Source organism: Pandoraea sp. NPDC090278, assembly GCF_044772185.1.
GTDB lineage: Bacteria > Pseudomonadota > Gammaproteobacteria > Burkholderiales > Burkholderiaceae > Pandoraea.
Genome location: NZ_JBIVYJ010000007.1, coordinates 229,678 through 255,932, shown reverse-complemented (window position 1 = coordinate 255,932; position 26,255 = coordinate 229,678). Strand labels below are relative to the sequence as shown.

At 62.0% G+C, this 26,255-nt stretch carries 26 protein-coding genes; 12 read left to right on the top strand and 14 right to left on the bottom strand.

Annotated elements, in window-relative coordinates; all coding sequences use genetic code 11:
- The first annotated feature begins 88 nt into the window (after nucleotides 1-88).
- Together sodB and ACIQWO_RS24005 are read left to right on the top strand one after the other, a co-directional pair.
- Nucleotides 89-667 carry a superoxide dismutase [Fe] gene (gene sodB / locus ACIQWO_RS24010; protein ID WP_402829567.1) on the top strand — a complete coding sequence of 193 codons (579 nt, stop codon included), beginning with the start codon at nucleotides 89-91 and terminating at the stop codon, nucleotides 665-667.
- 450 nt (nucleotides 668-1,117) lie between these two features.
- Nucleotides 1,118-1,759, top strand: a complete 642-nt coding sequence (locus tag ACIQWO_RS24005) for an HD-GYP domain-containing protein (protein ID WP_402829565.1) — start codon at nucleotides 1,118-1,120, stop codon at nucleotides 1,757-1,759.
- A gap of 72 nt (nucleotides 1,760-1,831) precedes the next feature.
- Here the strand turns inward: ACIQWO_RS24005 and ACIQWO_RS24000 are convergent, their stop codons facing one another.
- The 4 genes from ACIQWO_RS24000 to ACIQWO_RS23985 form a co-directional block, all read right to left on the bottom strand.
- Nucleotides 1,832-2,242: a DUF192 domain-containing protein gene (locus ACIQWO_RS24000; protein ID WP_402829664.1), complete on the bottom strand. Its 411-nt coding sequence runs from the start codon at nucleotides 2,240-2,242 to the stop codon at nucleotides 1,832-1,834.
- Between the two features lie 272 nt (nucleotides 2,243-2,514).
- Nucleotides 2,515-2,721, bottom strand: a complete 207-nt coding sequence (locus tag ACIQWO_RS23995; RefSeq protein ID WP_402829563.1) for a hypothetical protein — start codon at nucleotides 2,719-2,721, stop codon at nucleotides 2,515-2,517.
- A 127-nt stretch (nucleotides 2,722-2,848) separates the two neighbouring features.
- A complete protein-coding gene (locus tag ACIQWO_RS23990) occupies nucleotides 2,849-3,094 on the bottom strand; it encodes a hypothetical protein (protein WP_402829561.1) in 246 nt (81 codons plus the stop codon).
- Between the two features lie 51 nt (nucleotides 3,095-3,145).
- Nucleotides 3,146-3,736, bottom strand: coding sequence for a pseudouridine synthase (locus ACIQWO_RS23985; RefSeq protein ID WP_402829559.1), 591 nt, complete (start codon nucleotides 3,734-3,736; stop codon nucleotides 3,146-3,148).
- 279 nt (nucleotides 3,737-4,015) lie between these two features.
- Here ACIQWO_RS23985 and icd point away from each other — a divergent pair, with 279 nt between their 5' ends.
- Complete coding sequence (gene icd / locus ACIQWO_RS23980; protein ID WP_402829557.1) at nucleotides 4,016-5,269, top strand: NADP-dependent isocitrate dehydrogenase; 1,254 nt, start codon at nucleotides 4,016-4,018, stop codon at nucleotides 5,267-5,269.
- Nucleotides 5,270-5,690: 421 nt separating this feature from the next.
- Here icd and ACIQWO_RS23975 read toward each other — a convergent pair whose 3' ends face one another.
- Nucleotides 5,691-6,182 carry a hypothetical protein gene (locus ACIQWO_RS23975; protein WP_402829555.1) on the bottom strand — a complete coding sequence of 164 codons (492 nt, stop codon included), beginning with the start codon at nucleotides 6,180-6,182 and terminating at the stop codon, nucleotides 5,691-5,693.
- A 221-nt stretch (nucleotides 6,183-6,403) separates the two neighbouring features.
- Between ACIQWO_RS23975 and ACIQWO_RS23970 the strand changes: the two genes are divergently transcribed.
- A complete protein-coding gene (locus ACIQWO_RS23970) occupies nucleotides 6,404-6,763 on the top strand; it encodes a VOC family protein (protein ID WP_402829553.1) in 360 nt (119 codons plus the stop codon).
- An 80-nt stretch (nucleotides 6,764-6,843) separates the two neighbouring features.
- Here ACIQWO_RS23970 and ACIQWO_RS23965 read toward each other — a convergent pair whose 3' ends face one another.
- Nucleotides 6,844-7,794 (bottom strand): LysR substrate-binding domain-containing protein, encoded by a 951-nt coding sequence (locus ACIQWO_RS23965; RefSeq protein WP_402829551.1) that lies wholly within the window; start codon nucleotides 7,792-7,794, stop codon nucleotides 6,844-6,846.
- Between the two features lie 108 nt (nucleotides 7,795-7,902).
- On the opposite strand from ACIQWO_RS23965, the gene ACIQWO_RS23960 reads away from it, so the two are divergent.
- Entirely contained in the window at nucleotides 7,903-8,646 is a 744-nt protein-coding gene (locus tag ACIQWO_RS23960; RefSeq protein ID WP_402829549.1) for an SDR family oxidoreductase, read from the top strand.
- Between the two features lie 316 nt (nucleotides 8,647-8,962).
- Nucleotides 8,963-10,078 carry a hypothetical protein gene (locus ACIQWO_RS23955; protein WP_402829547.1) on the top strand — a complete coding sequence of 372 codons (1,116 nt, stop codon included), beginning with the start codon at nucleotides 8,963-8,965 and terminating at the stop codon, nucleotides 10,076-10,078.
- A gap of 13 nt (nucleotides 10,079-10,091) precedes the next feature.
- Here ACIQWO_RS23955 and ACIQWO_RS23950 read toward each other — a convergent pair whose 3' ends face one another.
- Nucleotides 10,092-11,030, bottom strand: a complete 939-nt coding sequence (locus ACIQWO_RS23950; protein ID WP_150808949.1) for a LysR family transcriptional regulator — start codon at nucleotides 11,028-11,030, stop codon at nucleotides 10,092-10,094.
- Nucleotides 11,031-11,212: 182 nt separating this feature from the next.
- Here ACIQWO_RS23950 and ACIQWO_RS23945 point away from each other — a divergent pair, with 182 nt between their 5' ends.
- The 4 genes from ACIQWO_RS23945 (at nucleotide 11,213) to ACIQWO_RS23930 (ending at nucleotide 14,454) form a co-directional block, all read left to right on the top strand.
- Entirely contained in the window at nucleotides 11,213-12,244 is a 1,032-nt protein-coding gene (locus ACIQWO_RS23945) for a 2Fe-2S iron-sulfur cluster-binding protein (protein ID WP_402829544.1), read from the top strand.
- Between the two features lie 144 nt (nucleotides 12,245-12,388).
- The gene (locus tag ACIQWO_RS23940) at nucleotides 12,389-13,612 is read left to right on the top strand and encodes an aromatic ring-hydroxylating dioxygenase subunit alpha (protein WP_150661843.1); all 1,224 of its coding nucleotides are present in this window, start codon (nucleotides 12,389-12,391) and stop codon (nucleotides 13,610-13,612) included.
- A gap of 23 nt (nucleotides 13,613-13,635) precedes the next feature.
- Complete coding sequence (locus ACIQWO_RS23935) at nucleotides 13,636-14,109, top strand: aromatic-ring-hydroxylating dioxygenase subunit beta (protein ID WP_402829542.1); 474 nt, start codon at nucleotides 13,636-13,638, stop codon at nucleotides 14,107-14,109.
- A gap of 30 nt (nucleotides 14,110-14,139) precedes the next feature.
- The gene (locus tag ACIQWO_RS23930; protein ID WP_402829540.1) at nucleotides 14,140-14,454 is read left to right on the top strand and encodes a non-heme iron oxygenase ferredoxin subunit; all 315 of its coding nucleotides are present in this window, start codon (nucleotides 14,140-14,142) and stop codon (nucleotides 14,452-14,454) included.
- A 607-nt stretch (nucleotides 14,455-15,061) separates the two neighbouring features.
- Here the strand turns inward: ACIQWO_RS23930 and cspD are convergent.
- The gene (cspD, locus tag ACIQWO_RS23925) at nucleotides 15,062-15,268 is read right to left on the bottom strand and encodes a cold shock domain-containing protein CspD (protein WP_039400870.1); all 207 of its coding nucleotides are present in this window, start codon (nucleotides 15,266-15,268) and stop codon (nucleotides 15,062-15,064) included.
- 440 nt (nucleotides 15,269-15,708) lie between these two features.
- Here cspD and clpS point away from each other — a divergent pair, with 440 nt between their 5' ends.
- Both clpS and clpA read left to right on the top strand, forming a co-directional pair.
- Nucleotides 15,709-16,023, top strand: a complete 315-nt coding sequence (gene clpS / locus ACIQWO_RS23920) for an ATP-dependent Clp protease adapter ClpS (RefSeq protein ID WP_010807118.1) — start codon at nucleotides 15,709-15,711, stop codon at nucleotides 16,021-16,023.
- Nucleotides 16,020-18,317, top strand: a complete 2,298-nt coding sequence (clpA, locus tag ACIQWO_RS23915; RefSeq protein ID WP_402829537.1) for an ATP-dependent Clp protease ATP-binding subunit ClpA — start codon at nucleotides 16,020-16,022, stop codon at nucleotides 18,315-18,317. Before clpS ends, clpA begins: the two co-directional genes overlap by 4 nt.
- Nucleotides 18,318-18,426: 109 nt before the next feature.
- Here the strand turns inward: clpA and dut are convergent, their stop codons facing one another.
- From dut to ileS, 6 genes are all read right to left on the bottom strand, one after another.
- Nucleotides 18,427-18,873, bottom strand: coding sequence for a dUTP diphosphatase (gene dut / locus ACIQWO_RS23910; protein ID WP_402829535.1), 447 nt, complete (start codon nucleotides 18,871-18,873; stop codon nucleotides 18,427-18,429).
- Nucleotides 18,874-18,947: 74 nt separating this feature from the next.
- Nucleotides 18,948-19,979 (bottom strand): LLM class flavin-dependent oxidoreductase, encoded by a 1,032-nt coding sequence (locus ACIQWO_RS23905; protein WP_402829533.1) that lies wholly within the window; start codon nucleotides 19,977-19,979, stop codon nucleotides 18,948-18,950.
- Nucleotides 19,980-19,996: 17 nt separating this feature from the next.
- The gene (locus ACIQWO_RS23900; protein WP_402829531.1) at nucleotides 19,997-21,217 is read right to left on the bottom strand and encodes an MFS transporter; all 1,221 of its coding nucleotides are present in this window, start codon (nucleotides 21,215-21,217) and stop codon (nucleotides 19,997-19,999) included.
- Between the two features lie 155 nt (nucleotides 21,218-21,372).
- Nucleotides 21,373-22,578 carry a bifunctional phosphopantothenoylcysteine decarboxylase/phosphopantothenate--cysteine ligase CoaBC gene (gene coaBC / locus ACIQWO_RS23895; protein WP_402829529.1) on the bottom strand — a complete coding sequence of 402 codons (1,206 nt, stop codon included), beginning with the start codon at nucleotides 22,576-22,578 and terminating at the stop codon, nucleotides 21,373-21,375.
- A gap of 136 nt (nucleotides 22,579-22,714) precedes the next feature.
- Nucleotides 22,715-23,257 carry a signal peptidase II gene (lspA, locus tag ACIQWO_RS23890; protein WP_039400857.1) on the bottom strand — a complete coding sequence of 181 codons (543 nt, stop codon included), beginning with the start codon at nucleotides 23,255-23,257 and terminating at the stop codon, nucleotides 22,715-22,717.
- Nucleotides 23,257-26,094 carry an isoleucine--tRNA ligase gene (ileS, locus tag ACIQWO_RS23885; protein WP_402829527.1) on the bottom strand — a complete coding sequence of 946 codons (2,838 nt, stop codon included), beginning with the start codon at nucleotides 26,092-26,094 and terminating at the stop codon, nucleotides 23,257-23,259. The genes lspA and ileS overlap by 1 nt, the downstream gene beginning before the upstream one ends.
- Nucleotides 26,095-26,255 lie beyond the last annotated feature (161 nt).

The window sequence follows — 26,255 nt, the reverse complement described above, 5'->3', positions numbered from 1 at the left end:
GTTTGCGGGGTTTTCGCATCTGCCCTAGAATCGATGGCTCCGGATAACGCAAAATCGGGTTCCCCTCAGAGCACAAAGGACAATTGCCATGGAACACAAGCTCCCTGAACTGCCGTACGCCATCGATGCACTGGCGCCGACCATCTCCAAGGAAACGATGGAGTATCACTACGGCAAGCACCACCAAGCCTATGTGACCAACTTGAACAACCTGATCAAGGGCACCGAATTCGAAAACGCCAGCCTCGAAGACATCATCAAGAAGTCGTCGGGCGGCGTGTTCAACAACGCAGCACAGGTGTGGAACCACACCTTCTTCTGGAACACGCTGTCGCCGAACGGCGGCGGTGCACCGACCGGCGATCTGGCCAAGGCCATCGAAGCCAAGTTCGGCTCGTTCGACGCATTCAAGGAAACGTTCTCGAAGTCGGCCGTGGGCAATTTCGGTTCGGGCTGGACGTGGCTCGTGAAGAAGGCCGACGGTTCGGTCGACATCGTGAACACCAGCAATGCTGCCACGCCGCTGACCGGCGCCGACAAGCCGCTGATCACGATCGACGTGTGGGAACACGCCTACTACATCGACTACCGCAATGCTCGTCCGAAGTTCGTCGAGGCATTCTGGAACCTCGTCAACTGGGACTTCGCCGCGAAGAACTTCGCGTAATCGACGTTCCCGGAATTTGCCGGCCGACACAAAGTCGACTTCAGTGAGCCTTCTCTGAAGCGCACGTCAGACGCCCAACGCGAGCGTCTGGCGTCACCGGCAAAACTCAGCACGCAATCCGCATCACCGCACGACTTCTGTGCTTGTTTCACCGCATTCGCCGCCTCATTGCTGCCTCCTCGCTGCAGCACTCCCTTCCCGCAGTCACGCTCCGATCGCCATGCCGATGTGCAGACCTTCGCACTTCACGCGCGATGTCTCCCTTCGTTTTCAACGGTCGCCGGATTACAGACTTTTGCGCTGCGCTTGATCGACGTCAACATTCGTACATGGGCACCTCGTTAGAGTGAACCCTTCAATCCGAACGGACAACTTATGCCAGACCCTGCGCCATCGCGCGAGGCCGCCACGGCCATTGCGCATTTTGCGATCGACACCCGATGTGCCGACGTGCTTCAAGACACTCCGCCCCGTTTCTGGCTCGCCGATCCGCATCTGATGCGCAGCCTGCCCCCCGCCGCATGGACGCTCTTTCGTTTGGCCGAATACAAACGCGGCGGGACGGCCACACACATGTGGCGCGTCGGCGCGCTGGCATGGCGATTCGCGCAGGCGCTAGGGATGTCCGCCATCAAGGCGCAGGCGTTGGGGCTAGCGGCGGCGCTGCATGACACCGGCAAGCTTTGTATTCCGAATTCGATTCTGGAGAAGCCGGGCAGGTTGTCGCCCGACGAGATATTGACGATGCGTATGCATCCGCAGTTGGGGGCCGAGATGCTCAATGCCATCGGCGGTGCGGCATGCGAATTAGCGGCCACGGTGGCGCGTACGCATCACGAACGTTACGACGGCACTGGTTATCCCTATGGGCTTTCCGGCAACCGTATTCCGTTGGCCGGACGCATTGTGGCGTTGGTCGATGTCTTCGATGCACTCGCCAGTCATCGTCCGTATCGTGCAGCGTTAAGTCCGGCGCAGATCGTCGGCGCGATGCTTGCCGAGCGTGGACGTCACTTCGATCCGTGGTTGCTGGATCGATTTCTCGAGCAATCGCTCGGCGCGGCGCTGGAAATATCGAGCGGCGCGCGATAGCGACTACCGGCGCGCTGCATGAAAGATGCGCCACCCGGCGTTGGCGCATCAGGGGAAGGCAGAGGAAAACGATCAGCGCGGCAGGTTGGAGATCTTCGAACCTGCCTTGATGTTCTTCTTCGCGAACCAGCCCTTGTTCATCTCAAGCGCGTATCGCACAGCAGCACGCGGGCAATGGTTGTCTTCCGTCTGCGGTTCCATGTCTTCGATGTTCACGATCGTGCCGTCGTCGGCGAGGAACGCGATGGACAGCGGCAGATCGGTGTTCTTCATCCAGAAGCAGTGGCCGGCGCGTTCCTCGAACACGAACAGCATGCCTGCATTGTCGGCCATGGCTTTGCGATACATCAGGCCCTGCTCGCGGTCTTTCTCATTCGCGGCGACTTCGGCCTTGATGAGATACATGCCCGCAGAGAGTTGCACGGTCGGGAATTCCCCGGGCTGCTTGATTTGTGCAACGGCGCTGGCCGGGGCGAGCGCCATGACGGCGGCAATGCTGGTGAACGTTGCGCTGGCGGCGAGCGCGGCCAGTTGACGCGAAATCCGGATCACAAAAGACTCCTGAGAAGATCGGGGGGACGTCAAGAATACGGTCGGACGACAGTGAGAATTCCGCAGCAATTTCGTCGGGAATCCGGCGAATTTACCTCAGGCGGATAGCGGGTCATTGTATCTGCGGGACGAAAAAAAAGCAGGTTGCACGAGCAACCTGCTTGTTACCGTCCGTTGCGCAGGCGTGCTGCGCGACGCGGTACTTACTTGCTTGCAGCGGCCGGAGCTTCGGCGGCAGCAGCCTTCTTCGACGACTTCTTGTGCGACGACTTCTTGTGTGCCTTCTTCTTGGCAGCCGGCTTGCTAGCAGCAGCCGGAGCAGCCGTGTCGGCAGCAGCCGGAGCAGCAGCTTGGGCGAACACGCCCGTTGCGAACAGGCCAGCGACCAGGGCAGCGATCAGTTTTTTCATGAGATTCCTCGTTGGAGCTCGATGTTTGGGTGGTGTACTCGTTGACCCGCGAAGTGAGTCATCTCCTTTAACGTCCCGTCAGGACATCGGTTGACAACCCGCTCGCGGATTTTTTCGACGGCAAGTATTACGGCTTGTTACCGGCCGGCGGTTGGCTCATCGTCTTGGACGGGTGCTTCTTGTGGTGATGCTTTTTGTGCTTGGTGGTCTTCTTCGCCGGAGTGCCATGGTCACCCGCCGGAGCCGCCATCGCAGGCGCTGCTGCTGCGGGCGCCGCCGGAGCGACAGGCGCCGTCGCAGGCGCCGATTGTTGGGCCATCGCGGCACCGGACACGATCAGGCCGGCGGTCAATGCGAGCAGCAGTTTGTTCATGATGTGGTTTCCTCGTTTCGGTAGTGGTGCGTATGTTGCGCACCTGTTCCCTCAACGAGATGGACGACGGCTGCGTTGACCGGAAAGTGTAAGTATTTGTTGCGGCAGTTCGCACCACTGACCGGGGACGAGGTTCAACGAAAAGACGTCGACCGGGCCAATGGCGACGCGCACGAGCCGAAGTGTCGGTTTGCCAACGGCAGCCGTCATGCGTCTGACCTGGCGATTCTTGCCTTCGACGAGTTTGATTTCGAGCCAGTGCGTTGGAATGCTGGCGCGGTAGCGGATCGGCGGATTGCGCGCCCAAAGTTGCTCAGGCTCGGGGATTTCGCGCGCCTCGCACGGCAACGTGACGAAGTCGCCCAGATCGAGACCACCACGAAGACGGGCCACGGCCGCTTCGTCGTACGCACCTTCGACCTGCGCCCAATAGGTCTTGGGCAGCTTTCGCTCGGGCTCCGCGATGCGTGCCTGCAAGCGGCCGTCGTCGGTGAGCAGTAGCAAGCCTTCGCTGTCGGCGTCGAGACGGCCCGCCGGATAGACGTCCGGCAGATCGATGCACTCGGCGAGTGTCGGGCGCGTCGGATGCGGCGAAAACTGGCAGATCGTACCGAAAGGCTTATTGAGAGCAAGAAGTGTCATACCGGGTGATGGCGGGTAATGGCGAGGGTGATGCCTGAGGAAGCTGGTCAGCGGCGACATGTTAATGCATAATCGAAAACGTCACTCTTATGTCTTATATAAGACTGGATTTGTGTCACACGCATTTCGAAGCGCTATGACTAAAATAAGGCAGCGCTGCGCAGGGGCGGTGACGTATCGACCACAATGCAGTTGTGGTGCTTACGTACCGGCCGCTCATGCTGTCCGACGCAAGCCATCTGATGCACGCATTCCGATCCATCCAATTGGAGCCCCACCATGTCGTATCAGCACATCAAGGTCCCGGCAGGCGAGAAGATCACCGTCAACAAGGATTTCTCCCTGAACGTGCCGGACAATCCGATCATCCCGTACATCGAAGGTGACGGCACGGGCGTGGACATCACGCCGGTGATGCTCAAGGTCGTCGACGCGGCGGTGGAAAAGGCATACGGCGGCAAGCGCAAGATCAGCTGGATGGAGATCTACGCGGGTGAGAAGTCGACGCGCATCTACGGTCCGGACGTGTGGCTGCCCGACGAAACGCTTCAGGTCGTGAAGGACTACGTCGTGTCGATCAAGGGGCCGTTGACGACGCCGGTCGGTGGCGGCATTCGCTCGCTCAATGTGGCGCTGCGTCAGCAACTCGATCTGTACGTGTGTTTGCGTCCGGTGCAGTACTTCAAGGGCGTGCCGTCGCCGGTGCGTCAGCCGGAGAAGATCAACATGGTGATCTTCCGCGAGAACTCGGAAGACATCTATGCGGGCATCGAGTGGGAAGCTGAATCGGCGGGCGCAAAGAAGTTGATCGCGTTCTTGCAGAACGAAATGGGCGTTAGCAAGATTCGCTTTCCGGAGACGTCGGGCATTGGTGTGAAGCCGGTGTCGCGCGAGGGCACCGAGCGTCTGGTGCGCAAGGCGATTCAGTACGCCATCGACAATGATCGCGAAACGGTGACGCTCGTGCACAAGGGCAACATCATGAAGTTCACCGAAGGCGCGTTCCGCGACTGGGGATACGAACTTGCGAAGAAGGAGTTTGCGGCGACGGAGATCGACGGTGGTCCGTGGTGCAAGGTGAAGAATCCGAAGACGGGCAAGGAGATCACCATCAAGGACTCGATTGCGGACGCCTTCCTGCAACAGATCCTACTGCGTCCTGCCGAGTACGACGTGATTGCCACGCTCAACCTGAATGGCGATTACGTTTCCGACGCACTCGCCGCGCAGGTCGGTGGCATCGGTATCGCGCCGGGCGCAAACCTGTCCGATTCGGTTGCCATGTTCGAAGCGACGCACGGTACCGCGCCGAAGTATGCGGGCAAGGACTACGTGAATCCGGGCTCGGAGATTCTGTCGGCGGAGATGATGCTGCGTCATATGGGCTGGACGGAGGCTGCGGATCGCATCATCGCGTCGATGGAAAAATCGATTCTGTCGAAGAAGGTGACGTACGACTTTGCGCGTCTGATGGAAGGCGCCACGCAGGTGTCGTGCTCCGGCTTCGGCGACGTGATGATCGAGAACATGTAACGCAGCCATCGCGGGGCGAGTCTCCCCGCAATGACTTACGCAAACCCCGGCGCAGCGATGCGCGTCGGGGTTTTTTTACGTAACGAAGATCAGATCTCCAGCCACATATCGCGTCACCGTCGGCGAAAAATCCAGATTGCGGCGAGTGCCGCAGTCATGAGGCCGACAATGTCGCGCGGGTCGTAGGGAAGATCCGTACGACCTATGGTGACGCCTGTCAGCGTGGCACCGATCAATGCAAAGTTCGCAACGTGTCGGAGCTTCTTTCGGGTTTCGGAGGGGAGTCTGATCATCGGGATTTCTGGACGAGTACAGCGCAGGGGGCACGGAGGAAATTCTATTTCGGCCCAATACGTCGAGTGCAAGCGATTCGTCATAAATCGCCTCGCAAATCCGAATAATCCCGAAGTGGGTGACTGCGTCACCGAATAACGATGCGCGTTGTGACGAGGTGATCACCCGTGTTGGGTGTGTGGCTGCCGAACTCTCGGGGGAAGCCGACGCGCCATGTCACGACATCGGTGCCCGGCACGCCGCCCGCCTGATACCAGACAATCATGCCCGAGAACTTCATGTCCTCGCATCGCTGACCCTTCGGGACGACGTAACTGATCCACTCGGGTGCCACCTCACCGAGCGTAGGACGTGAGTCGAGTTCGAAGGTCGGCGAGCCCATGTCGCGGCACAGCACGCTGTGATTGGTCTGCTCCCAGATCATGACCTTCTGACCTACAGCCGCTTCCACCTCCAGCGTTGGCGGCGGAAAGGGGGAATCCGGTGGTTCGGCGCTCGCCGCACTTGCCCCGAGGGCACACGTCACCCACACGGCCTTCCACAGCCAGTGCAGTCCGCGCCGCATCGCCTGAGCATGCGGAATGTGCAACGTACCCAATGCCCTTACGGTGGTGTCCATGATGGATCTCCCACCCCCCGTGGCAGCCAGCGCAGGGGCGTTCTCCTCCCCGAAAACCGCGTCGGCAGACGCTTTCATTACAGTGCACGGACGGCGACAACGCAAGGTGCGGTCAATCCTAGGTCGCGTGCTACGCTTTTAACGTTGTCAGCGACAATCGCTCGCGCATCGGCCCGATGACGACGGGCACCGATATCTGCACGATCTCTGAGAGGACGAAGATGAAGGTCAACCGCATTGTTGCGAATCTCGCCGCGCCGTCACCGCAAACGATGCTAGCGGCGCAGCGCTTTTACGGCGATCTGCTGGGACTCGATTTGCTGATGGACCACGGCTGGATTGCGACGTATGGCAATGCGTCGAAGATGTCCGTGCAGATGAGCGTCGCCACGGAAGGTGGCAATGGCACGCCGGTGCCGGATCTGTCCATCGAAGTGGATGACGTCGACGAGGCGCTCGCACGTATGCGCGAAGCAGACGTCGTCATCGAATACGGCCCCGCCGATGAACCGTGGGGCGTGCGGCGTTTTTACGTCCGTGACCCGCTCGGCCGTCTGCTCAACATCCTTGCGCATCGCTGACTGGCGCTCGCATCGCCGGGGTCGCCGGACGCCGGACGCATCACGCGTTGGCGTCGCTCACGACACACGTCCCGACTGCTTTACTTTGACTTTCCCGCAATCCCGGTCCATCGCCAGTCGAAGCGCGCCGCAAGTTGTTGTGCTTCGAACGCTTGCGCCACATGATCGACAAACACGCGCGTGCGCAACGGCAAGAGCTTCTTGTTCGAGTAGTAGATGGACACGCCGCCGTACTCGTCGAACCATCCCGGCAGTAGCCGTTGAATGCGGCCGTCAGCGAGCATCGGGGCGGCATGCGGCATCGGCAGGAGCGCCACGCCATAGCCCAGCGCAACAGCATGCGCCATCGCTTCCGGATCGTCGAAGATCATCCGCGTTCGCGCTTCGACGGTAACGCGCTCATCCTCGACGTTGCGCAAATCCCACGCGCGCAAGCGTCCCGTCATGCCGGAGCGGCGGATCACCGCATCGAACGTGGTCAGCTCGGACGGGTGCGTCGGCACCTTGCGTCCCGACATATAGGCGGCGGACACGCACATCACCGCATAGGTCGGCGCGAGACGCCGTGCGATGACGCCCGGCGTCAATTCGATGCCGCCGCCAATGGCCGCATCGAACCCTTCGCCGACAACGTCCACACTGCGATTGTCGAAACGCCAGTCGGGCACGATGTCCGGATAGCGGGCGAGAAAGTCGCCCAACATCGGGACGAGGTACTCCCGCCCGAACGAATGCGCCACGCTCACTTTGAGCGTTCCGGACGGTGCACTCTCACGCTCGGCCGCACGTGAAAACGCGTCGGTCAGGGCCGCGAACGGGCTGTCGACATCAAGCAGGAATCGTTCACCGCCCGCTGTCAGCGTCAGACTGCGAGTGCTCCGATGGAATAGTCGCAGGCCAAGCTGCGCCTCAAGGCGCGCCACGTTCTTGCTGACGGCGGCAGGCGTCATACCCAGTCGACGCGCGGCCGCCGAGAATCTTCCGGCGCGCGCGCTAAGCACGAACGATTCGATCAGATGCAGCGCGTCCATTTCTTACCTGTTCCATAGGGTTGAAAGTGATGATAGGCATTATGGTCTAGTTTGCAGGTAATTCGAAGCCGATACTGCGTTCACTTCCTAACCCAGTGGAGCAACATCATGGCAACGAACTTTCAAGGCAAAGTGGCATTCGTGACGGGCGGCTCGCGCGGTATCGGCGCGGCGGTCGTACAGCGACTCGCCGACGACGGCGCGGCGGTCGCCTTTACATATCACGGCTCGAAGGAGGCTGCCGAAGTGCTGGCTGCGCGCATTCAGGCCTCCGGCGGTCGGGCGATTGCCCTGCAGGCGGACGTCGCAAACCCCGAAGCGCTCACGCGTGCGGTGAACGAAGCGGCACGTCAACTCGGCAAGATCGACATTCTGGTGAACAACGCCGGTGTCTTCTCTACGGGTAACATCGCCGACCTGGCGCTCGACGAATTCGATCGCATGCTCAACATCAACGTGCGTGCGGTCTTCGTCGCGTCGAAGGCAGCACTCGCGCACATGGGCGACGGCGGCCGTATCATCAACATCGGTTCGTGCAATGCCGAGCGCATTCCGTTCCCCGGTTTCGCCACGTACGCCATGAGCAAGTCGGCGCTCGTCGGTCTCGTGAAGGGCATGGCGCGTGACCTCGGTCCGCGTGGGATTACCGTCAACAACGTACAGCCGGGACCGACCAACACCGACATGAACCCGGCCGCTGGCGATCATGCGGGCAGCATGCACGACGTGATGGCGATCAAGCGTCACGCGCACCCGGCAGAAATCGCGGCGATGGTGGCGTATGTCGCCAGCGAAGACGCCGGTTTCGTGACGGGCGCGAGCCTGACCATCGACGGTGGTTTCAACGCCTGAAGATCGGGACATGTGGCGCACGTGAGGCACGCCAACTGGGAGACGTCGGATTTTCACGTCTCCCAGCGGCGCGCCGTAAGCGTAAGAAATGCAACGGACTTCGGGGTTTCGGCGGTGCTCGTGAGGGCTGCGAAGACACGCTGTCCCGAAGGGAAGTCACTTTGAACGCCGCCTCACTGCGGGCTTCGGCGAATGTCACCCGCAGGTCGGCCATCGTTGGAATGTCGACGCCGACGTATTACCGCCGTAACGCCGCGTAAGCTGGCGCGCCGTTCTACGTAACCCCGCACGCAGGACGTCGATCTAGACTGCGCGCATGAAGGTCGTTCACCTCTCCCACACGCCGGTGGCGGGCAGTCCGGGCAATATCGTCGCGGCACTGAACCGGCACACCGACATCGCGGCGCGGCATGTTGTCTACAACGCTGCCGCGTATGCGTCACGCACGTTCGCCGTCGATCTCGATTGGCAGCGTCAGCGTGAGGAGGCGCTCGATGTCATTGCCGAGGCGGACGTCATTCACATCCATCAGATTTTTCCGATGGAAACGACGTTCGGCGCGGATCTGCTCACGCGTTTCGGCAACAAGAAACTGATCCGTCAGTTTCACTCCGCGCCCGAACTCTGGTCTCGCGACGACGCCGCGATGCGCGAGCGTATCGTCAACGACCCGCTCCCCCAACTCGTGATTGCGCAGGGGCCGGAGCGCTTCTATCCGTTCGCTCGCGTTGTGCCCAATATCGTGCCGGTCGACGACGCGCGCTATCTGCCGCATCCCGAATGTGCGGGCGAGACGGGGCGGCCGGTGGTCGTGTTCTCGCCAAGCGGACGCTCGTCCGGATGGCGCAAACGCTGGGAGACCAAGGGGGCACCGCAGACGTTGCGTCTGCTGCGAAAACTCGAACGTCGCGGGCTGTGCGAGGTTCGGCTGATCACGGGCACGCCGCACGACGAGTGTCTGCGACTCAAGCAGCGTGCTGCGATTGCGCTCGACGAATGCGTGACCGGTAACTATCACCTCTCCGGGCTTGAGGCGTTATCGCAAGGCAAGCCCACGCTGGGGCATCTCGACAATCGCGTGCAATCGCAATTGCGGCGTCTCACGGGCGCATGCGACTTGCCCTGGGTCGACGTGCCGCTCGAAGCGGCCGAGGCACCGCTCGTGGAGTTGCTTACGAACGCGGCGTTGCGCGCGGAGATCGGTGCGGCGTCGCGCAAATGGATGGAAACCTACTATCACGACGCCACCCTGGTCGGGCACTACCGTCAGGCCTATCTCGATCTATTCGAGGCGCCCGGACGGTTCGGCGAGCGCCGCATCGACGACGCTGCGCAATGGCTCGGCGTCGCACTGCCGAATCTTCGCTGGCGCGCGCGCCGCAATGCCAATGCGTTCTGGCGCGGGCTGTGGGAAACGTGGCACGGGCGCTGAACGGCTTTCCTCATCACTCCGAGAACAATTCGAACAGCAGCGTGCGCATCCACTGACTTGCTGGCTCGCGGTGATATCGCGCGTGCCAGAACAGATTGATCTGCACGTCGGGAATGTCGAGGGGATGGTCGACGTAACGCAAGCCGAAGTGCTGGGCGCTGCGTTGCGCAAACTTCTCCGTCACGGTGGCGATGAGATCCGTGGCATGGAGAATGTCGGCCAGCGCGACGAAGTGGGGCACGCGCAACCGTATGTTGCGTTGCACGTGAGCGCGCGCCATGAACTCGTCGACCTGCCCGTGGCCGGTGCCTGCGGCCACCACCATCACTTGTTCGGAGCGTTCGAAGTCTTCGCGTGTCATGCGTGCCGTCGAGGTCTTCTTCGACCGTGCAGACGTCGTCACGCGATCGAGCGGATGCCCGGGGCGAAACATACACACGTACTTCTGCCGGAACAGACGCCGCTGAAAGAACTCCGCCGAGAGATCCGGCAGATGCCCGACGGCAAGATCTACCTGACCCGCCGCCATCTCCTCGCGCAGGTTCACCGCCGTATTACGCACCGTGCTGACCGTAATGCCCGGCGCACGCTCCCCTAAGGCGTGCATCAGCTTCGGCAGGAAATGCACCTCGCCGATGTCCGTCATTGCGATCTGAAAAGCACGCTGGCTCGTGGCGGGATCGAATGCCAGTTGGCGGTTGAACACGCCGTGCAGCGCGTCGAGGGCCGCCGCGACCGGTTCGGCCAGCTCGGTGGCCATTGGCGTGGGCAGCATGCCCCGCGATGTGCGGATGAAAAGCTCGTCATTGAACAACTTACGCAGGCGCGCGAGCGAATTACTGACAGCCGGTTGCGTCACGCCGAGGGCTTCGGCGACGCGGGATACGCGTCGTGCGTTGTAGAGGTGCTGGAAGACCACCAGCAGGTTCAGATCGACGGCGTGCAAGTCCATAGCGAGTCCATGAGCGTCTTCTCAACGCGAAGCGCTGACACCAGCAAAATCACTGAAATTTATAGGGCATATAAACGAGATTCTATTGGTTTATATCGTTCGTTGCGCGATGCTTCTTGCAAACGGCGTCTTAACGCCATCAGCGGTGCCCGGAAGGCACCGTCAGAACGGAGACAATCCCCATGCAAGTTCACGTGCAGCCGCTCGGCGAGCGACTCGACGTCGCCTCGGGCGACAACCTTCTCAAAGTCCTGACCGATCGCAACATTCCGGTGTCGTACAGCTGCCTGTCCGGCCGTTGCGGGACATGCCGGTGTCGTGTGGTGTCGGGGGACGTGCGTGAAGCGCAAGGCGTGGAGTACCGTCATCACGACGAAGGCCACGCAGACGAGCGCTACGTACTCGCTTGCCAGTCGACCCTCCACGGCGATTGCGAAATCGAGTTGCCCGCGCTGGACGAAGTCGTCGTGCATCCCGCGAAAATTCTCAAGGCGACGGTGCTGGCCATCGAATCGCTGACGCACGACATCAAGCGATTGGTGCTCAAGCCGTCCAAGCCGCTCAGCTTCTCGCCAGGGCAATACGCCACGCTGCAATTCACACCGGCGCACATCCGGCCGTATTCGATGGCCGGGCTCGACGCCGACGACACGCTCGAATTCCACATCCGCCGTGTGCCCGGCGGCGCTGTCACCGGTTATGTCGACGAGCAACTGAAGGTGGGCGACGCCGTGCGTGTGTCGGGCCCGCTGGGTACGTCGTATCTGCGTACGCGTCACGACGGCCCGATGCTCTGCGTCGCGGGCGGAACCGGTCTTGCGCCCGTGTTGTCGATCGTGCGCGGCGCGTTGGCCAGCGGCATGACCAATCCCATTGAGATCTATGTCGGCGCGCGTTCTGCTGAAGACGTCTATGGGCTCGCGTGGTTGCGGGAGCTTGCGGCGCGTCACGACGGCATTCGGCTGCACGTTGTGACGACGGTGGCGGCCTCGTCTACGCCTGGCACGCCGGAGAGCGCCGCGTCGCGATACCGCACCGGCCACGTGACTGACGCCCTTGCCGCCGATTTTGCCGCCCCGGAATCCCTTATCGGCTGGCGCGCCTATCTGTGCGGTGCCCCGCCGATGGTCGACGCCGCGACGCGTCTGCTTCGCCAGCGCGGCATCGGCAGCACCCACATCTACGCCGACGCGTTTTACGCAAAGGCAGCGTGATTTCTGCTTTCACCGCTTCTCTGCATTTCCCGCATCCATCAGGAGACGAACGTGACGACAACACCTCAGACCGGATTCGATCCGGCGCCCTGTGCCGAACACAATGCCGCCGGGCACACGTCGGCTAACTCGGCCACCTCGGATATCTGGCCCGCCGAGGGCTCCAGCCGCATCCCGTTTCGCGTCTACACGGACGAGCAACTGCACCGTCGCGAACTGGAGCAGTGCTTTTACCGCCAACACTGGAACTACGTCGGACTGGAAGCCGAGGTGCCGAATCCGGGCGACTTCAAGCGCACGGTGATCGGCGAGCGCTCCGTCATCGTGACGCGCGACGCGAGCGGCGAGATCAATGTGGTTGAAAACGTATGTGCGCATCGAGGCATGAAGTTCTGCCGGGAGAAGCGTGGTAACCGTACTGATTTCCACTGCCCGTATCACCAGTGGAACTACGACCTGAAGGGCAACCTGCAAGGCGTGCCGTTCCGGCGCGGCGTGAAGCAGGACGGCAAGGTCAACGGCGGCATGCCGAAGGATTTTCGGCCGGAGGATCACGGACTCACGAAACTGAAGGTCGCCACGCGCGGCGGGGTGATCTTCGCGTCGTTCGATCACGACGTCGAATCGCTGGAGGACTTCCTGGGGCCGGACATCTGCGCTTACTTCGACCGGCTGTTCGACGGACGCAAGCTCAAAATTCTCGGCTACAACAAGCAACGCATTCCGGGTAACTGGAAGCTGATGCAGGAAAACATCAAGGATCCGTATCACCCGGGGTTGCTGCATACGTGGTTCGTCACCTTCGGTCTCTGGCGCGCCGACAACAAGTCGCGGCTGGTGATGGACGCGCACGGACGTCACGCAGCGATGGTTTCCACGCGCGGGCAGGGCGGGGGCGGCGAGGTGACGTCAGGGGTGTCGAGCTTCAAGGAGTCGATGGCGCTCAACGACATGCGCTTTCTCGACATCGTGCAGGAAGACTGGTGGAAGGGGCCTACGGCGGTCCTCATGACACTGTTTCCCAGCGTCATCCTTCAGCAGCAGGTCAATTCGGTGTCCACGCGTCATATCCAGCCGCGCGGCCACAACGCGTTCGACTTTGTGTGGACGCACTTCGGGTTTGAAGACGACACCGAGGAAATGACCCAGCGGCGTCTGCGTCAGGCCAATCTGTTCGGCCCGGCGGGCTTCGTGTCCGCCGATGACGGCGAGGCCATCGAGTGCTCGCAGGAGGGATTCGCCCAGAAGCCGTGGCACCGGGTGCTGGCAGAGTTGGGCGGCACGGGCGTGGAAAACACCGAACACATGGTCACGGAAACGCTGATTCGCGGCATGTACGCCTACTGGCGTCGCGTGATGGGCGTCTGAACGAAATCTGGGGAGACGATTCGATGGTGGATTTTGCAACGTTTCAGGCTGTGGTCGAGCTCAATGCGGCCTATGCGGCGGCGCTCGACGCGCAGCAGTGGGACGCCTGGCCCGAGTTCTTTCTGGACGAATGCGTCTATCGCGTTCAGCCGCGCGAGAACTTCGATATGGGCCTGCCGCTCGCCACGCTCTCGTTCGAGAGCAAAGGCATGCTGCGCGACCGCATCTACGGCATTCGCGACACGCTGTTTCACGACCCCTACTACCAGCGTCACGTGATCGGGATGCCCTCGATTCGTGCGCAGGACGTCGACACGCTACACGTCGAGGCGAACTATGCCGTGTTTCGCACAAAGCCCGACCAGCTCACGGACATCCTGTCGGTCGGGCGGTATCTGGACATTGTGAAACGCACGGACGACGGCTGGAAGTTTGCGTCGCGGCAATGCATCTTCGACAGCGAGATGATTCCCAACTCGCTGATTTACCCAATCTGACAAGACTGACAGGACTGACAAGAGGACATCATGAGCGGCAACTGGATTGAGGTGGCGTCGCGCGACGCGATTCCCGAGGACGATGTCGTCGGCGTGGTCGTCGGCGAACGGGACATCGCGCTGTATGGCGTAGAAGGCGACGTGTTCGCCACGGACAACGTGTGCACGCACGGCAATGCACGATTGTGCGACGGGTTCCTCGAAGGGCATGAGATCGAGTGCCCGTTGCATCAGGGAAAATTCGACGTGCGTACGGGCGCCGCCATGTGCGCGCCGCTGACCGAAGCGGTCAGAACCTACCCGATCCGCATCGAGGCCGGAAAGGTCTACGTCGATCTGGGGTGATGTCCTCGGTGCCCGGTCGCCTCAAAGGCCGACTTTAGGGGAAAGTGTCCAAACGGGCCGCCTACCGGGCGGCCCGTGGCATTTGTGGGGCGCGTATTGCCTTGACCGGTGGGCATTGGCGGGCGTTGGCCTGCCTCCGGCAGAGGTACGAACAAGAGGTACGCATAAAGCGAACCGGTCGATTCAAAAAACTCAACGATGCGCCGGGCAATGCATCGGGTGAGCACTCCTTTCGTCGCAAGCGTCGCTTTGGAATTCGTTGAAAGATTATTTGTTTCCGACACTTAACGTGCGTCATTTCTGTGCATCGACGGCGCAGACGACTGCGTAGGATTACTTAGTCAATTCAGGTAATTGCGTAATTGATTTCCGCAACTCGAGATAGGTAAGGAGTATTTTAATAACGGAGTGGAATATTGCGATGAATATAGTTTTATAAGGGATTAAACGAAGTTTAATGCCGTAAAGATTCGCCGGTGGAGCGGAAAGTTGCGTGTGATTTGCATGCAAAAACGGATCCAAAATATATGAACGTTTCGCATGCATTGTTGCGGTGCAATAAAAAACCCGGCCGAAGCCGGGTCTCTAATGCTGCGAACTGCCTGGCTCAGTTCGGAGCCGTGATGTTCGAAGCCTGCTTGCCCTTCGGGCCTTGGACGACCTCGAACTGAACCTTCTGACCTTCCTTCAGGGTCTTGAATCCATTCATCTGGATCGCCGAGAAGTGAGCGAACAGATCTTCGCCACCTTCGTCCGGCGTGATGAAACCAAAACCCTTGGCATCGTTAAACCATTTGACCGTACCGGTTGCCATACAAACTTCCCCTAAACAATTACGACTACTACATATCACCGCAACAACGAGCACATCTGAAAAACCCGCCGGCTGGCGGCGGCTTCTTAGGCTCACCCAGGCATCTTTTCTTTTAAACCACTTATAGAGGAAAAGCGCCAGTTCGATTGTTTTCGCTAACTACCAATAGTGTCAAGCCCTTTTTGAACGATAGAAGTTACGTTCGATCAGGTTTTACCCTTATATCTTGGAGGGTATAAGGCGTGCGGAGACACGCCCTTGAAATTTGGGTTAAGCTGACTCATATGGGTGTGGCACCCCCGGTGGTCGGGGCTGCAGCGCCTTGCTGGACAACGCACGCGCTGATCGACGAGTGTTGGCATGCCGGTGGACGACCGGACGGCAGGCGGCATTGGGGATCCGATGGCTTCCTGCACCCGAGAGTTGTTTAGAATCCACGTATGGCAACCTTACCGACAACGCATGACGACACCGTACAGGAGCGGCAAGAGCAACAGCTCAAGCCGCCGTCCATGTACAAGGTGGTACTGTTGAACGACGATTTCACCCCGATGGAGTTCGTGGTGATGGTCATTCAGGAATATTTTAATAAGGACCGGGAATCTGCCACGCAGATCATGCTCAAGGTTCATCGCGAGGGCAGGGGAGTTTGTGGGGTCTTTACGCGCGACGTCGCGGCGACCAAAGTTGAGCAAGTTGTTAGCCATGCAAGGCAGTCCGGGCACCCGCTGCAGTGCGTGATGGAGGAAGCATGATTGCCCAGGAATTGGAAGTCAGCCTGCACATGGCGTTTATGGAAGCGCGCCAGGCACGACACGAATTCATCACGGTCGAGCACCTGTTGCTCGCCCTGTTGGATAACCCGACTGCAGCCGAAGTGTTGCGCGCCTGCGCGGCCAATCTCGACGATTTGCGACAGAACCTGCGCAACTTCATCGCAGATAACACGCCGACGGTGCCGGGCAGCGACGAGGTCGACACACAGCCCACGCTCGGTTTCCAGCGCGTGATTCAACGCGCCATCATGCACGTTCAGTCCACTTCCAACGGCAAGAAGGAAGTCACGGGCGCGAATGTGCTGGTCGCCATCTTCGGTGAGAAGGACTCCCACGCGGTCTACTACCTGCAACAGCAGGGCGTGACGCGTCTGGACGTCGTCAACTTTATCTCTCACGGCATTACCAAGACCGGTGCGTCCGGCGAGTCGGCCAAGGCTGGCGAAGGGAGTGCCGAAGGGGAAGAGGGCGCCAACGCCAAGGAAAGCCCGCTCGCTCAGTACACCCAGAACCTGAACCAGATGGCGCGCGACGGCAAGATCGATCCGCTCATCGGCCGGGAATCGGAAGTCGAGCGCGTGGTGCAGGTGCTGTGCCGCCGTCGCAAGAACAATCCGCTGCTCGTGGGTGAAGCCGGTGTGGGCAAGACGGCGATTGCCGAAGGCCTCGCCTGGCGCGTCACGCGCGGCGAAGTGCCCGAGATTCTGCAGGACGCCACCGTCTACTCATTGGACATGGGCGCGCTGCTCGCCGGGACCAAGTATCGCGGCGACTTCGAGCAACGTCTGAAGGCGGTGCTCAAGGAGCTCAAGGAGCGCAACAACGCGATCCTGTTCATCGACGAAATTCATACGCTGATCGGCGCAGGCGCTGCGTCGGGCGGCACGCTCGACGCGTCGAACCTGCTCAAGCCTGCGCTCTCCTCCGGTCAGCTCAAGTGCATTGGCGCTACGACCTTTACCGAGTATCGCGGCATCTTCGAAAAGGACGCTGCACTGTCGCGTCGCTTCCAGAAGATCGACGTGAACGAGCCGACCGTCGAGCAGACGGTGCAGATTCTGCGTGGCCTGAAGTCGCGTTTCGAAGAGCACCACGGCGTGAAGTATTCGTCGAGCGCGCTGTCGGCCGCCGCTGAATTGTCGGCCAAGTTCATTACCGACCGTCACCTGCCGGATAAGGCCATCGACGTGATCGACGAAGCGGGCGCTGCACAGCGGATCCTGCCGAAGTCGAAGCAGAAGAAGACCATCGGCAAGGGCGAGATCGAGGAAATCGTCTCGAAGATTGCGCGGATTCCGGCGCAAAGCGTGTCGGCAGACGACCGCGGCAAGCTTCAGACGCTCGATCGCGATCTGAAGAGCGTGGTGTTCGGGCAAGACCCGGCCATCGACGCGCTGTCCGCTGCGATCAAGATGTCGCGCGCCGGGCTGGGCAAGACGGACAAGCCGATTGGCGCGTTCCTGTTCTCGGGCCCGACCGGTGTCGGCAAGACCGAAGTTGCCAAGCAACTCGCGTTCACGCTGGGCATCGAGCTGATCCGCTTCGACATGTCGGAGTACATGGAACGCCACGCGGTGAGCCGTCTGATTGGCGCGCCGCCGGGCTACGTGGGCTTCGATCAGGGTGGTTTGCTGACGGAAGCCGTCACGAAGAAGCCGCATTGCGTGCTGTTGCTCGACGAAATCGAGAAGGCGCATCCGGACATCTTCAATGTGCTGCTTCAGGTCATGGACCACGGCACGCTGACGGACAACAACGGTCGCAAGGCTGACTTCCGCAACGTCATCATCATCATGACGACGAATGCGGGTGCCGAGACGATCAACCGTGCGAGCATCGGCTTCACGAACGAACGTCAGGCTGGCGACGAGATGGCCGACATCAAGCGCATGTTCACGCCGGAGTTCCGCAACCGTCTCGACTCGATCATCAGCTTCAAGCCGCTCGACGAGCAGATCATCCTGCGCGTGGTCGACAAGTTCCTCATCCAGCTGGAAGATCAGCTGCACGAGAAGAAGGTCGAGGTTGTCTTCACCGACAAGCTGCGCACGTATCTGTCGAAGAAGGGCTTCGATCCGCTGATGGGCGCGCGGCCGATGCAGCGTCTGATTCAGGACACGATCCGTCGTGCGCTGGCAGACGAACTGCTGTTCGGGCGTCTGACGAGCGGGGGCCGTGTGACCGTCGATCTCGACGAGAACGATCAGGTGCAACTGTCCTTCCCGGAGGACGGCAACACCAAGGCTCAGCCGGAAGCTGCCGAAGTCGAGTAATCGACTCGACACTGTCGCAAAGAAAAAGCGCCGCGAAATGCGGCGCTTTTCTTTTGTCCGTCGCCCGCACGGTGTGCGGGCGAATTACGGCGTAGTTACTACAGCGTCGTTACTGCTTGCCGGTACTGCCGAAGCCGCCCGCGCCGCGATCGCTTTCCGGGAATTCGTCGACGATGTTGAACTCAGCTTGCACGACCGGCACGATTACCAGTTGTGCCAGACGCTCGAACGGGTTCAGCGCGAACGGCTCGTTGCCGCGATTCCACGTCGAGACCATCAACTGACCCTGATAGTCCGAGTCGATCAGGCCGACCAGATTGCCCAGCACGATGCCGTGCTTATGGCCGAGGCCGGAGCGCGGCAGAATCAGGGCGGCGTAGCCCGGATCGGCCAGATGGACGGCCAGACCCGTCGGCACGAGCACGGTCTGGCCCGGGGCGATGGTCATGGGTGCGTCGAGGCACGCACGCAAATCGAGCCCGGCGCTGCCCGGCGTGGCATAGGCGGGCAACTGCGTGCGCAGGCGTTCGTCGAGGATCTTGACGTCGAGTTTCATGGCGTATGGCGGTGAATTAAGGCGAGTGAATCAAAAATTTCCCGGGCGGGGACGGCGCGAATCGTCAGGTCCGATCAGTCATCGGCACGCAGCGAAAACGCCTGCGCCAGCAGCTCGTGCGAACGCAGACGGGCGCGATAGCTGCCAGCGACCGTCAGCACGGTGATCTCGTCGGCTTCGAACTGCTCCTGCAATTCCAGCACACGTTCGGTCACGCGCTCCGCGGTGCCGATGATACTACGCGGCTTCTCCCGGGCGATCACGGACAGTTCCCGGTCCCGGTATTGCGCCTTGGCCTGCGCACCCTGATCGAGACTCGGGATCGGTTCGTTCATGCCGTACGCCATCTGCACGCGACGCAAATCCACGCCCGCTTCCAGCGCCTCGGCTTGCGCATCCGTATCCGCACAGATGACGAACAACGCGACCGAGCAGTAGGGCTTGTCGAGCTGGCCCGGCGTGAAGCGCTCACGATAGGCCTGCGTCACGCGATGGCCGTAATGCGCGTTGATGAAGTGCGCGAAGCAGTAGCGCAGACCGAGTTGTGCGGCGAGCAATCCGCCGAACTCGCTGGAGCCGAGTACCCACAATTCGGGGCGCGTTTCCACGGCCGGTTGCAGGAGCACGCCACGGTACGGGTGATCGTCGGCCAGCGTGTCGCCGAAGAGTCCCGCCAGCTCGGCGACTTGTTGCGGGAAGTGTTCGCCCGCGTCGTACGGACCCTTGGCGACGGCGCGTGCGGTGCGCATGTCGCCGCCCGGCGCGCGGCCTACCCCGAGGTCGATTCGATTCGGAAACAGTGCCTCGAGCATCAGAAATTGCTCAGCCAGCTTGAACGGGCTGTAGTAGGGCAGCATCACACCACCCGAACCCACGCGCAGACGTTTCGTCACGCTCGCCAGCCGGGCGATCATGACTTCCGGTGCAGGGTTGGCCACGCCACGTAGGCCGTGGTGCTCCGCGCACCAGTAACGTGTGTAGCCGAGATCGTCGGCGGCTTGCGCCAGTTCGACGGTGGCGGCGATGGCATCGGCCACGCTGTGGCCGTGGATGACCGGTGTCTGATCGAGCACCGACAGTTTGATACGTGCAGCGGGTTGCGTCATGAGTGGGGCGCTCCCGATCAGTGACCGCTGCCAGCGGACGAATCCACCGGGGCGGCGCCGGGGCCTGCATGCGGCAGGCGCGCAATCATCAGAATGGCGACGATGCCGCCAACGGCACCGCAAAGGAAGATCGAGGCGTAGCCGAAGAAGTTGGCGACGAGACCGGCCATCGGTCCGATCAGGCCGAGCGCGAGATCGAAGAACGCCGAGTACGCGGCCAGCGCCGCACCACGGTTCTGCGGCGGCACCGAACGCAATGCCTCCACACCGAGTGCCGGGAACACCAGCGAGAAGCCCATCCCGGTGAGCGCTGCGCCCGCGAGCGCCATATGCGGATTGACCGCGCCCCACAGCAGGAACTGACCGATGGCGCTGAAGACGAGCGAGCACATGGCGACGCGACGTCCGCCGAAACGGTCGACCGCGTGCGAGAGCAGAATCCGCATCGCGATGAACGTGCCGCTGTAGAGCGTGAGTGCGAACGCTGCGCCCGACCAGCCGTGGCTCGCGTAAAACAGCGTGATGAAGGCAGCGATAACGGCATAGCCGATGCTGCCGAGCGTCATCGCGAGACCCGGACGCCACACCAGCCCGACCACCTTGAAGAACGGCAGGCGGGTACCACCGACGGGGGCTGCGGCGGGCAGACGCAGCGCAATAGCGAACGCCACGGCAGGCAGGCCGATGTTGACCAGCGAAACGACAGTGAAGCCCGCCGCTTGCAGCAGATATGCGCCAAACGGTGCGCCCACGGCGAGCGCGGTGTACATCGACACGCCTTGCCACGAAATCGCCTTGCTCGCGTGCGCAGCACCGAGCAGGCCGATGCCCCACGACATGCCGCCCGTGAGCAACAGGCTTTCGCCGAAACCGAGCACGACGCGTCCCGCCAGCAGCACACCCAGCGCCAGCGAGGGGTTCGGCACCATCGAGGCGACGAGGTACAGCACACCGGCCGCCGCGCAGCCGCACAGGCCGGTCAGCACGGCGTTGCGTGGGCCGCGTGTGTCGACGGTGCGTCCGGCGTAGGAGCGCAGCAGGAGCGTGACGACCGACTGGATGCCGATCGTCACGCCGACCACGAACGAGCCGAAGCCCAGCGTTTCGTGGACGTACACCGGCAGCACGGGGAGCGGCATGCCGATGGTCATGAAGCCGAAGAACATAATCGCAGCGAGCATGCTCAGTGTCCCGTAGACACTGACGACTGGTCGCGCGGAGGTAGGAGGTTGCGTCATCTGGTTGTTATCGTCTGCGATGGCCCGAAGGGCCGGGTACTGATGGCGGCAGGTCGTGGGGCGCGCAATGCTGCTGCCGCGCCTGCCAGTCTGTCAGCGTCGCCGGACAACGACAATGACAGACGGACTGGCAGTAGGGGTATTGGGGGCGGGGATCAGTGCGACGACGGCAGCCGTGCGGCGATCTCGACGATCAGGCTGCGAGCGAGCGCTTGCTTGTCGGCGCGCGGCAGACGCTTCTGTCCCGCTTCGTCGAACAGAATGACTTCGTTGTCGTCCTGCCCGAACGTGGCCGGGCCGAGATTGCCCACGAGCAACGGCACCTGTTTGCGCTGACGCTTTTGCGCACCGTGCTTTTCGAGATCGCCCGACTCAGCCGCGAAGCCCACGCAAAACGGCGGTTTCGGCAGTTGCGCCACGGCGGCGAGAATGTCCGGATTCTGGACGAATTCGAGCGTCGGGACGTCGGCGTCACCTGTCTTCTTGATCTTGTCGTGCGCCACGTCGCGCACGCGCCAGTCGGCCACGGCGGCCACCGCGATGAAGATGTCGTTACGCGAAACGTCGGCCATCACGGCGTCGTACATTTGTTGCGCCGTCTGAACGTTGCTGCGCGTCACGCCGTAGGGCGTGGCCAGCGAAGTCGGTCCGGCCACCAGATGCACGTCCGCGCCCGCTTGTGCGGCGGCGCGTGCAAGGGCGAAACCCATCTTGCCGCTGGAGCGATTCGTGAGTCCGCGCACCGGATCGATCGGCTCGAAGGTCGGGCCTGCGGTGATGAGCACGCGACGTCCCGCGAGCCGCTTCGGCTGGAAAAAGCCAGCGAGTGCTTCGTACAGGTCTTCCGGTTCGAGCATGCGCCCGTCGCCGATTTCGCCGCAGGCCTGATCGCCGCTGCCCGGGCCGAGAATCGCGATGCCGTCGCCGCGCAGCGTCGCCGCGTTGCGTTGCGTGGCCGGATTGGCCCACATCTGACGGTTCATCGCAGGCGCGACCAACAGCGGGCAATCGCGCGCCACACACAACGTGGAGAGCAGATCGTCGGCCATGCCGTGCGCGAGCTTGGCGAGGAAGTCGGTGGAGGCGGGGGCGATGAGAATGGCGTCGGCCTCACGCGAGAGGTCGATGTGCGCCATGTTGTTGTCGACGCGGTTGTCCCACTGACTGGTGAAGACGGGGCGGCCCGAGAGCGCCTGCATCGTGAGCAGGGTGATGAATTGCGTGGCGGCTTCGGTCATCACGACCTGCACCGTGGCACCGGCCTTGATGAGCAGCCGCGTGAGTTCTGCCGACTTGTAGCAGGCGATGCCGCCCGTCAGGCCGAGCACGATGGTCTTGCCAGCCAGTTCACCACGTTCCATAGGAAATGCCTCCTCCAAAGTGCCGCGCGGCGCCTCCCGGGCGCCGCGACGGTGTTTGCTGCTTACCGATCCGTCGCACCGGCTGCACGCCGTGGACGCATCGTGCCGCAGATCGCTGCGGCCCCGTTGCGCTGCACTACTTGCCGCGCCGCACGCGTCGCAACTCGTCGATCACCAGCAGCACCGCGCCCACGCAAATGGCCGAGTCGGCCACGTTGAACGCCGGCCAGTGCCAGCCGCCGACGTGAAAGTCCAGAAAGTCGATCACATGGCCGTAGACCACCCGATCGATCACGTTGCCCAGCGCGCCACCGAGAATCAGCGACAGCGACAGGCAGAACATCTTCTGGCCGTTATGACGCTTGAGCAACACCACGATGACCGTTGCCGCCACGATGCCGAGCAGCGTGAAGAACCAGCGTTGCCAGCCCCCGGCGGCTGCCAGGAAGTTGAACGCCGCGCCCTTGTTGTACACCAGCACGAGATTGAAGAACGAGGTCAGAGGACGGAATTCGCCGTACTGGAACGTCTTCAGAATCGTGAGCTTGGTGACCTGATCGATCAGGATCGCAATGACTGCGATGCCCAGCCACGGCGCCAGTCCGAGGGACGCGCCGCTGCGGGCATTGCTGCCACCACCACGCTTCGCGCCCGTACGGGCGCCTGCTTTGCTTGCCATTATGCCGCGCTCCGGTGTTCGCCGCTGCCGAACAGATTCGACACGCAACGTCCGCAAAGGGTCGGGTGAGCGGCGTCTGCGCCCACGTCTTCACGATAGTGCCAGCAGCGCTCGCACTTCTGATGCGTGGACGGCGTGACGACCACGCCTTCCTCCGCTTCCGATGCGACTTGCGAGACCTTCGCGGCCGACGTGATCAGCACGAAACGCAGATCGTCGCCGAGGCTGGCCAGCACGTCGTACTTGCGACCCGAGACGCGTACGTCCACTTCGGCTTGCAGCGACGAGCCGATCTGTTCGGCGGCTCGTGCTTCTTCCAGCGCCTTGGTGACGTCGCCGCGCACCGTGCGCAGCAGATGCCACTTCTCGAGCAGACGCGTACCTTCTGCGACTTCCGGATAGGCGTAGTACGTCTCCGTGAAGATCGTGTCGTTGCCCGGCTGGAACACCTGCCACGCTTCTTCCGCCGTGAACGACAGGAACGGGGCCATCATCTTCAGCAGACCGTGCGTGATGTGATACAGCGCGTTCTGTGCGGCGCGGCGTGCCGGGGCGTCCGGCGCGCTCGTGTACAGACGATCCTTGAGGATGTCGAGGTAGAAGCCGCCGAGGTCTTCGGAGCAGAACGTCTGGAGCTTGGACACGACCGGGTGGAACTCGTAACGGTCGTAATGGCCGAGCACTTCGGTTTGCAGCGATTGCGACAGCGCCACGGCGTAACGGTCGATTTCCAGCCACTGATCCACAGGCATGGCGTGCTTCGCGTGGTCGTAGTCGGTCAGGTTCGCGAGCAGGAAGCGCAGCGTGTTGCGGATGCGGCGATAGCCTTCCGTCACGCGCTTCAGGATCTCGTCCGAGATGGACAACTCGCCCGAGTAGTCGGTCGAGGCCACCCACAGTCGGATGATTTCCGCGCCAAGCTTGTCGGCAACTTCCTGCGGCACGATCGTGTTGCCGATCGACTTCGACATCTTGCGGCCCTGACCGTCGACGGTGAAGCCGTGCGTCAGCAGCGCCTTGTAGGGCGGGCGGCCGTCGAGCATCGACGCGGTCAGCAGCGACGAATGGAACCAGCCGCGGTGCTGGTCCGAGCCTTCCAGATACAGATCGGCCGGGAAGCCCAGCTCGTGCGCATGCGATCCGCGCAGTACGTGCCAGTGCGTGGTGCCCGAGTCGAACCACACGTCGAGCGTGTCGCGATTCTTCACGTAATCCTTGGCCTCGTCGCCGAGCAACTCGACCGGGTCGAGCGTCTGCCAGGCTTCGATGCCTTCGGTTTCCACGCGCTTGGCCACGGCTTCGAGCAGCTCGGGCGTGCGCGGATGCAGCGCACCGGTTTCCTTGTGGACGAAGAACGCCATCGGCACGCCCCATTGGCGCTGACGCGAGAGCGTCCAGTCCGGGCGGTGCGCGATCATGTTGTGCAGACGTTGCTTACCCCACGACGGGAAGAAGTCCGTCGCTTCGATACCGGCGAGCGCGATCTCGCGCAGCGTCTGGCCGTTGCCCGGTGCGCCGTCGACCGGCCTTACGTCCATACCGGCAAACCACTGGTTCGTCGCGCGATAGATGATCGGCGACTTGTGGCGCCAGCAGTGCATGTAGCTGTGCGTGTACTTGAACGAATGGAACAGGGAGCCCGCATCGCGCAACGTGTCGACGATCTGCGCGTTGGCGTCCCAGATCGACTGGCCGCCGAACAGCGGCAGGCTGTCCTGATAGCGGCCGTCGCCCAGTACCGGCATGCGGATGTCGGCGTCCACCATGCCGTGCGCCTTGCACGACACGAAGTCTTCCACGCCGTAGGCCGGGGCCGAGTGGACGATACCGGTACCGGTATCGGTCGTCACGTAGTCGCCGAGGTAGACCGGCGAGGTGCGGTCGTAACCGGCGTCGGCGGTGGCAAGCGGGTGACGGAAGCGGATCAGCGAGAGCGCCTCACCCTTCGTGCGCGCGACGATCTCGCCATGCAGGCCGTACGTCTTCAGGCAGTCCTCGACGCGATCGGTCGCCAAGATCAGCAGGCCGCGCTCGGTCGAGACGAGGGCGTACTCGACTTCCGGATGGACGTTGAGCGCCTGGTTCGACGGGATGGTCCACGGGGTGGTCGTCCAGATGACGATGTAGCCATCTTCGCGTGGCAGCTTCGGCAGACCGAACGCCTTGGCGACTTTTTCCGGTTCGGCGAAGGCGAAGCCCACGTCGATGGCCAGATCGGTCTTGTCCTTGTACTCGACTTCCGCTTCGGCCAGCGCCGAGCCGCAGTCGAAGCACCAGTTCACCGGCTTCAGCCCGCGATACACATAGCCGTTCTGCAGGATCTGCGCGAGTGCACGAAGCTCACCGGCTTCGTTCGCGAAGTTCATGGTCTTGTACGGATTGTCCCAGTCGCCGAGCACGCCCAGACGCTCGAAGTCGGCCTTCTGGCGCTCGATCTGCACCGCAGCATAGGCGCGCGCCTTTTCCTGCACTTCGCGCACCGGCAGGTGCTTGCCGAACTGCTTTTCGATCTGGATTTCGATGGGCATGCCGTGGCAGTCCCAGCCCGGCACGTAGGCGGCGTCGAAGCCCGCGAGGCTACGCGCCTTGACGATCATGTCCTTGAGGATCTTATTGACCGCGTGACCGATGTGGATGTCGCCGTTCGCATACGGCGGGCCGTCGTGCAGGATGAACTTCGGACGGCCTTTGCTGGCTTTGCGGATCTTGTCGTAGATCTTCTTTTCCTGCCATTGCTTGACCCACAGCGGCTCGCGCTTGGGCAGGTCGCCACGCATCGGGAACGGCGTGTCCAGCAGGTTGACGGGGTATTTGCTCGGGGCTTTCTTTTCGCTCATGGATGCAACGCTATCGAATTTTGGGTATCGGGTGTGGGGCGCTCGCGCCGGTGGCGTAGCCGTTGCCTTGTTGACCTTGTGGGCCACGAAGGGCGGCGTCCGGGCAGGTGCCAGAGACGGCTGCGGGCCGCGCGCGAGGCGCTGAGCGCCGGTGCACGCGG

Excerpts from the sequence above, each read along its gene's own strand:
- ACIQWO_RS23960 (WP_402829549.1), top strand. The coding sequence starts at position 7,903 with ATGGCAACGAACTTTCAAGGCAAAGTGGCATTCGTGACGGGCGGCTCG.
- clpS (WP_010807118.1), top strand. The coding sequence starts at position 15,709 with ATGGCAACCTTACCGACAACGCATGACGACACCGTACAGGAGCGGCAA.
- ACIQWO_RS23905 (WP_402829533.1), bottom strand. The coding sequence starts at position 19,979 with ATGACGCAACCCGCTGCACGTATCAAACTGTCGGTGCTCGATCAGACA.
- cspD (WP_039400870.1), bottom strand. The coding sequence starts at position 15,268 with ATGGCAACCGGTACGGTCAAATGGTTTAACGATGCCAAGGGTTTTGGT.
- ACIQWO_RS23930 (WP_402829540.1), top strand. The coding sequence starts at position 14,140 with ATGAGCGGCAACTGGATTGAGGTGGCGTCGCGCGACGCGATTCCCGAG.
- ACIQWO_RS23945 (WP_402829544.1), top strand. The coding sequence starts at position 11,213 with ATGCAAGTTCACGTGCAGCCGCTCGGCGAGCGACTCGACGTCGCCTCG.
- icd (WP_402829557.1), top strand. The coding sequence starts at position 4,016 with ATGTCGTATCAGCACATCAAGGTCCCGGCAGGCGAGAAGATCACCGTC.
- clpA (WP_402829537.1), top strand. The coding sequence starts at position 16,020 with ATGATTGCCCAGGAATTGGAAGTCAGCCTGCACATGGCGTTTATGGAA.
- ACIQWO_RS23955 (WP_402829547.1), top strand. The coding sequence starts at position 8,963 with ATGAAGGTCGTTCACCTCTCCCACACGCCGGTGGCGGGCAGTCCGGGC.
- ACIQWO_RS23990 (WP_402829561.1), bottom strand. The coding sequence starts at position 3,094 with ATGAACAAACTGCTGCTCGCATTGACCGCCGGCCTGATCGTGTCCGGT.
- ACIQWO_RS23970 (WP_402829553.1), top strand. The coding sequence starts at position 6,404 with ATGAAGGTCAACCGCATTGTTGCGAATCTCGCCGCGCCGTCACCGCAA.
- ACIQWO_RS23975 (WP_402829555.1), bottom strand. The coding sequence starts at position 6,182 with ATGGACACCACCGTAAGGGCATTGGGTACGTTGCACATTCCGCATGCT.
- ACIQWO_RS23950 (WP_150808949.1), bottom strand. The coding sequence starts at position 11,030 with ATGGACTTGCACGCCGTCGATCTGAACCTGCTGGTGGTCTTCCAGCAC.
- ACIQWO_RS23935 (WP_402829542.1), top strand. The coding sequence starts at position 13,636 with ATGGTGGATTTTGCAACGTTTCAGGCTGTGGTCGAGCTCAATGCGGCC.
- sodB (WP_402829567.1), top strand. The coding sequence starts at position 89 with ATGGAACACAAGCTCCCTGAACTGCCGTACGCCATCGATGCACTGGCG.
- ACIQWO_RS24000 (WP_402829664.1), bottom strand. The coding sequence starts at position 2,242 with ATGGCGCTCGCCCCGGCCAGCGCCGTTGCACAAATCAAGCAGCCCGGG.
- ACIQWO_RS23900 (WP_402829531.1), bottom strand. The coding sequence starts at position 21,217 with ATGACGCAACCTCCTACCTCCGCGCGACCAGTCGTCAGTGTCTACGGG.
- coaBC (WP_402829529.1), bottom strand. The coding sequence starts at position 22,578 with ATGGAACGTGGTGAACTGGCTGGCAAGACCATCGTGCTCGGCCTGACG.
- dut (WP_402829535.1), bottom strand. The coding sequence starts at position 18,873 with ATGAAACTCGACGTCAAGATCCTCGACGAACGCCTGCGCACGCAGTTG.
- lspA (WP_039400857.1), bottom strand. The coding sequence starts at position 23,257 with ATGGCAAGCAAAGCAGGCGCCCGTACGGGCGCGAAGCGTGGTGGTGGC.
- ACIQWO_RS23965 (WP_402829551.1), bottom strand. The coding sequence starts at position 7,794 with ATGGACGCGCTGCATCTGATCGAATCGTTCGTGCTTAGCGCGCGCGCC.
- ACIQWO_RS23995 (WP_402829563.1), bottom strand. The coding sequence starts at position 2,721 with ATGAAAAAACTGATCGCTGCCCTGGTCGCTGGCCTGTTCGCAACGGGC.
- ACIQWO_RS23985 (WP_402829559.1), bottom strand. The coding sequence starts at position 3,736 with ATGACACTTCTTGCTCTCAATAAGCCTTTCGGTACGATCTGCCAGTTT.
- ileS (WP_402829527.1), bottom strand. The coding sequence starts at position 26,094 with ATGAGCGAAAAGAAAGCCCCGAGCAAATACCCCGTCAACCTGCTGGAC.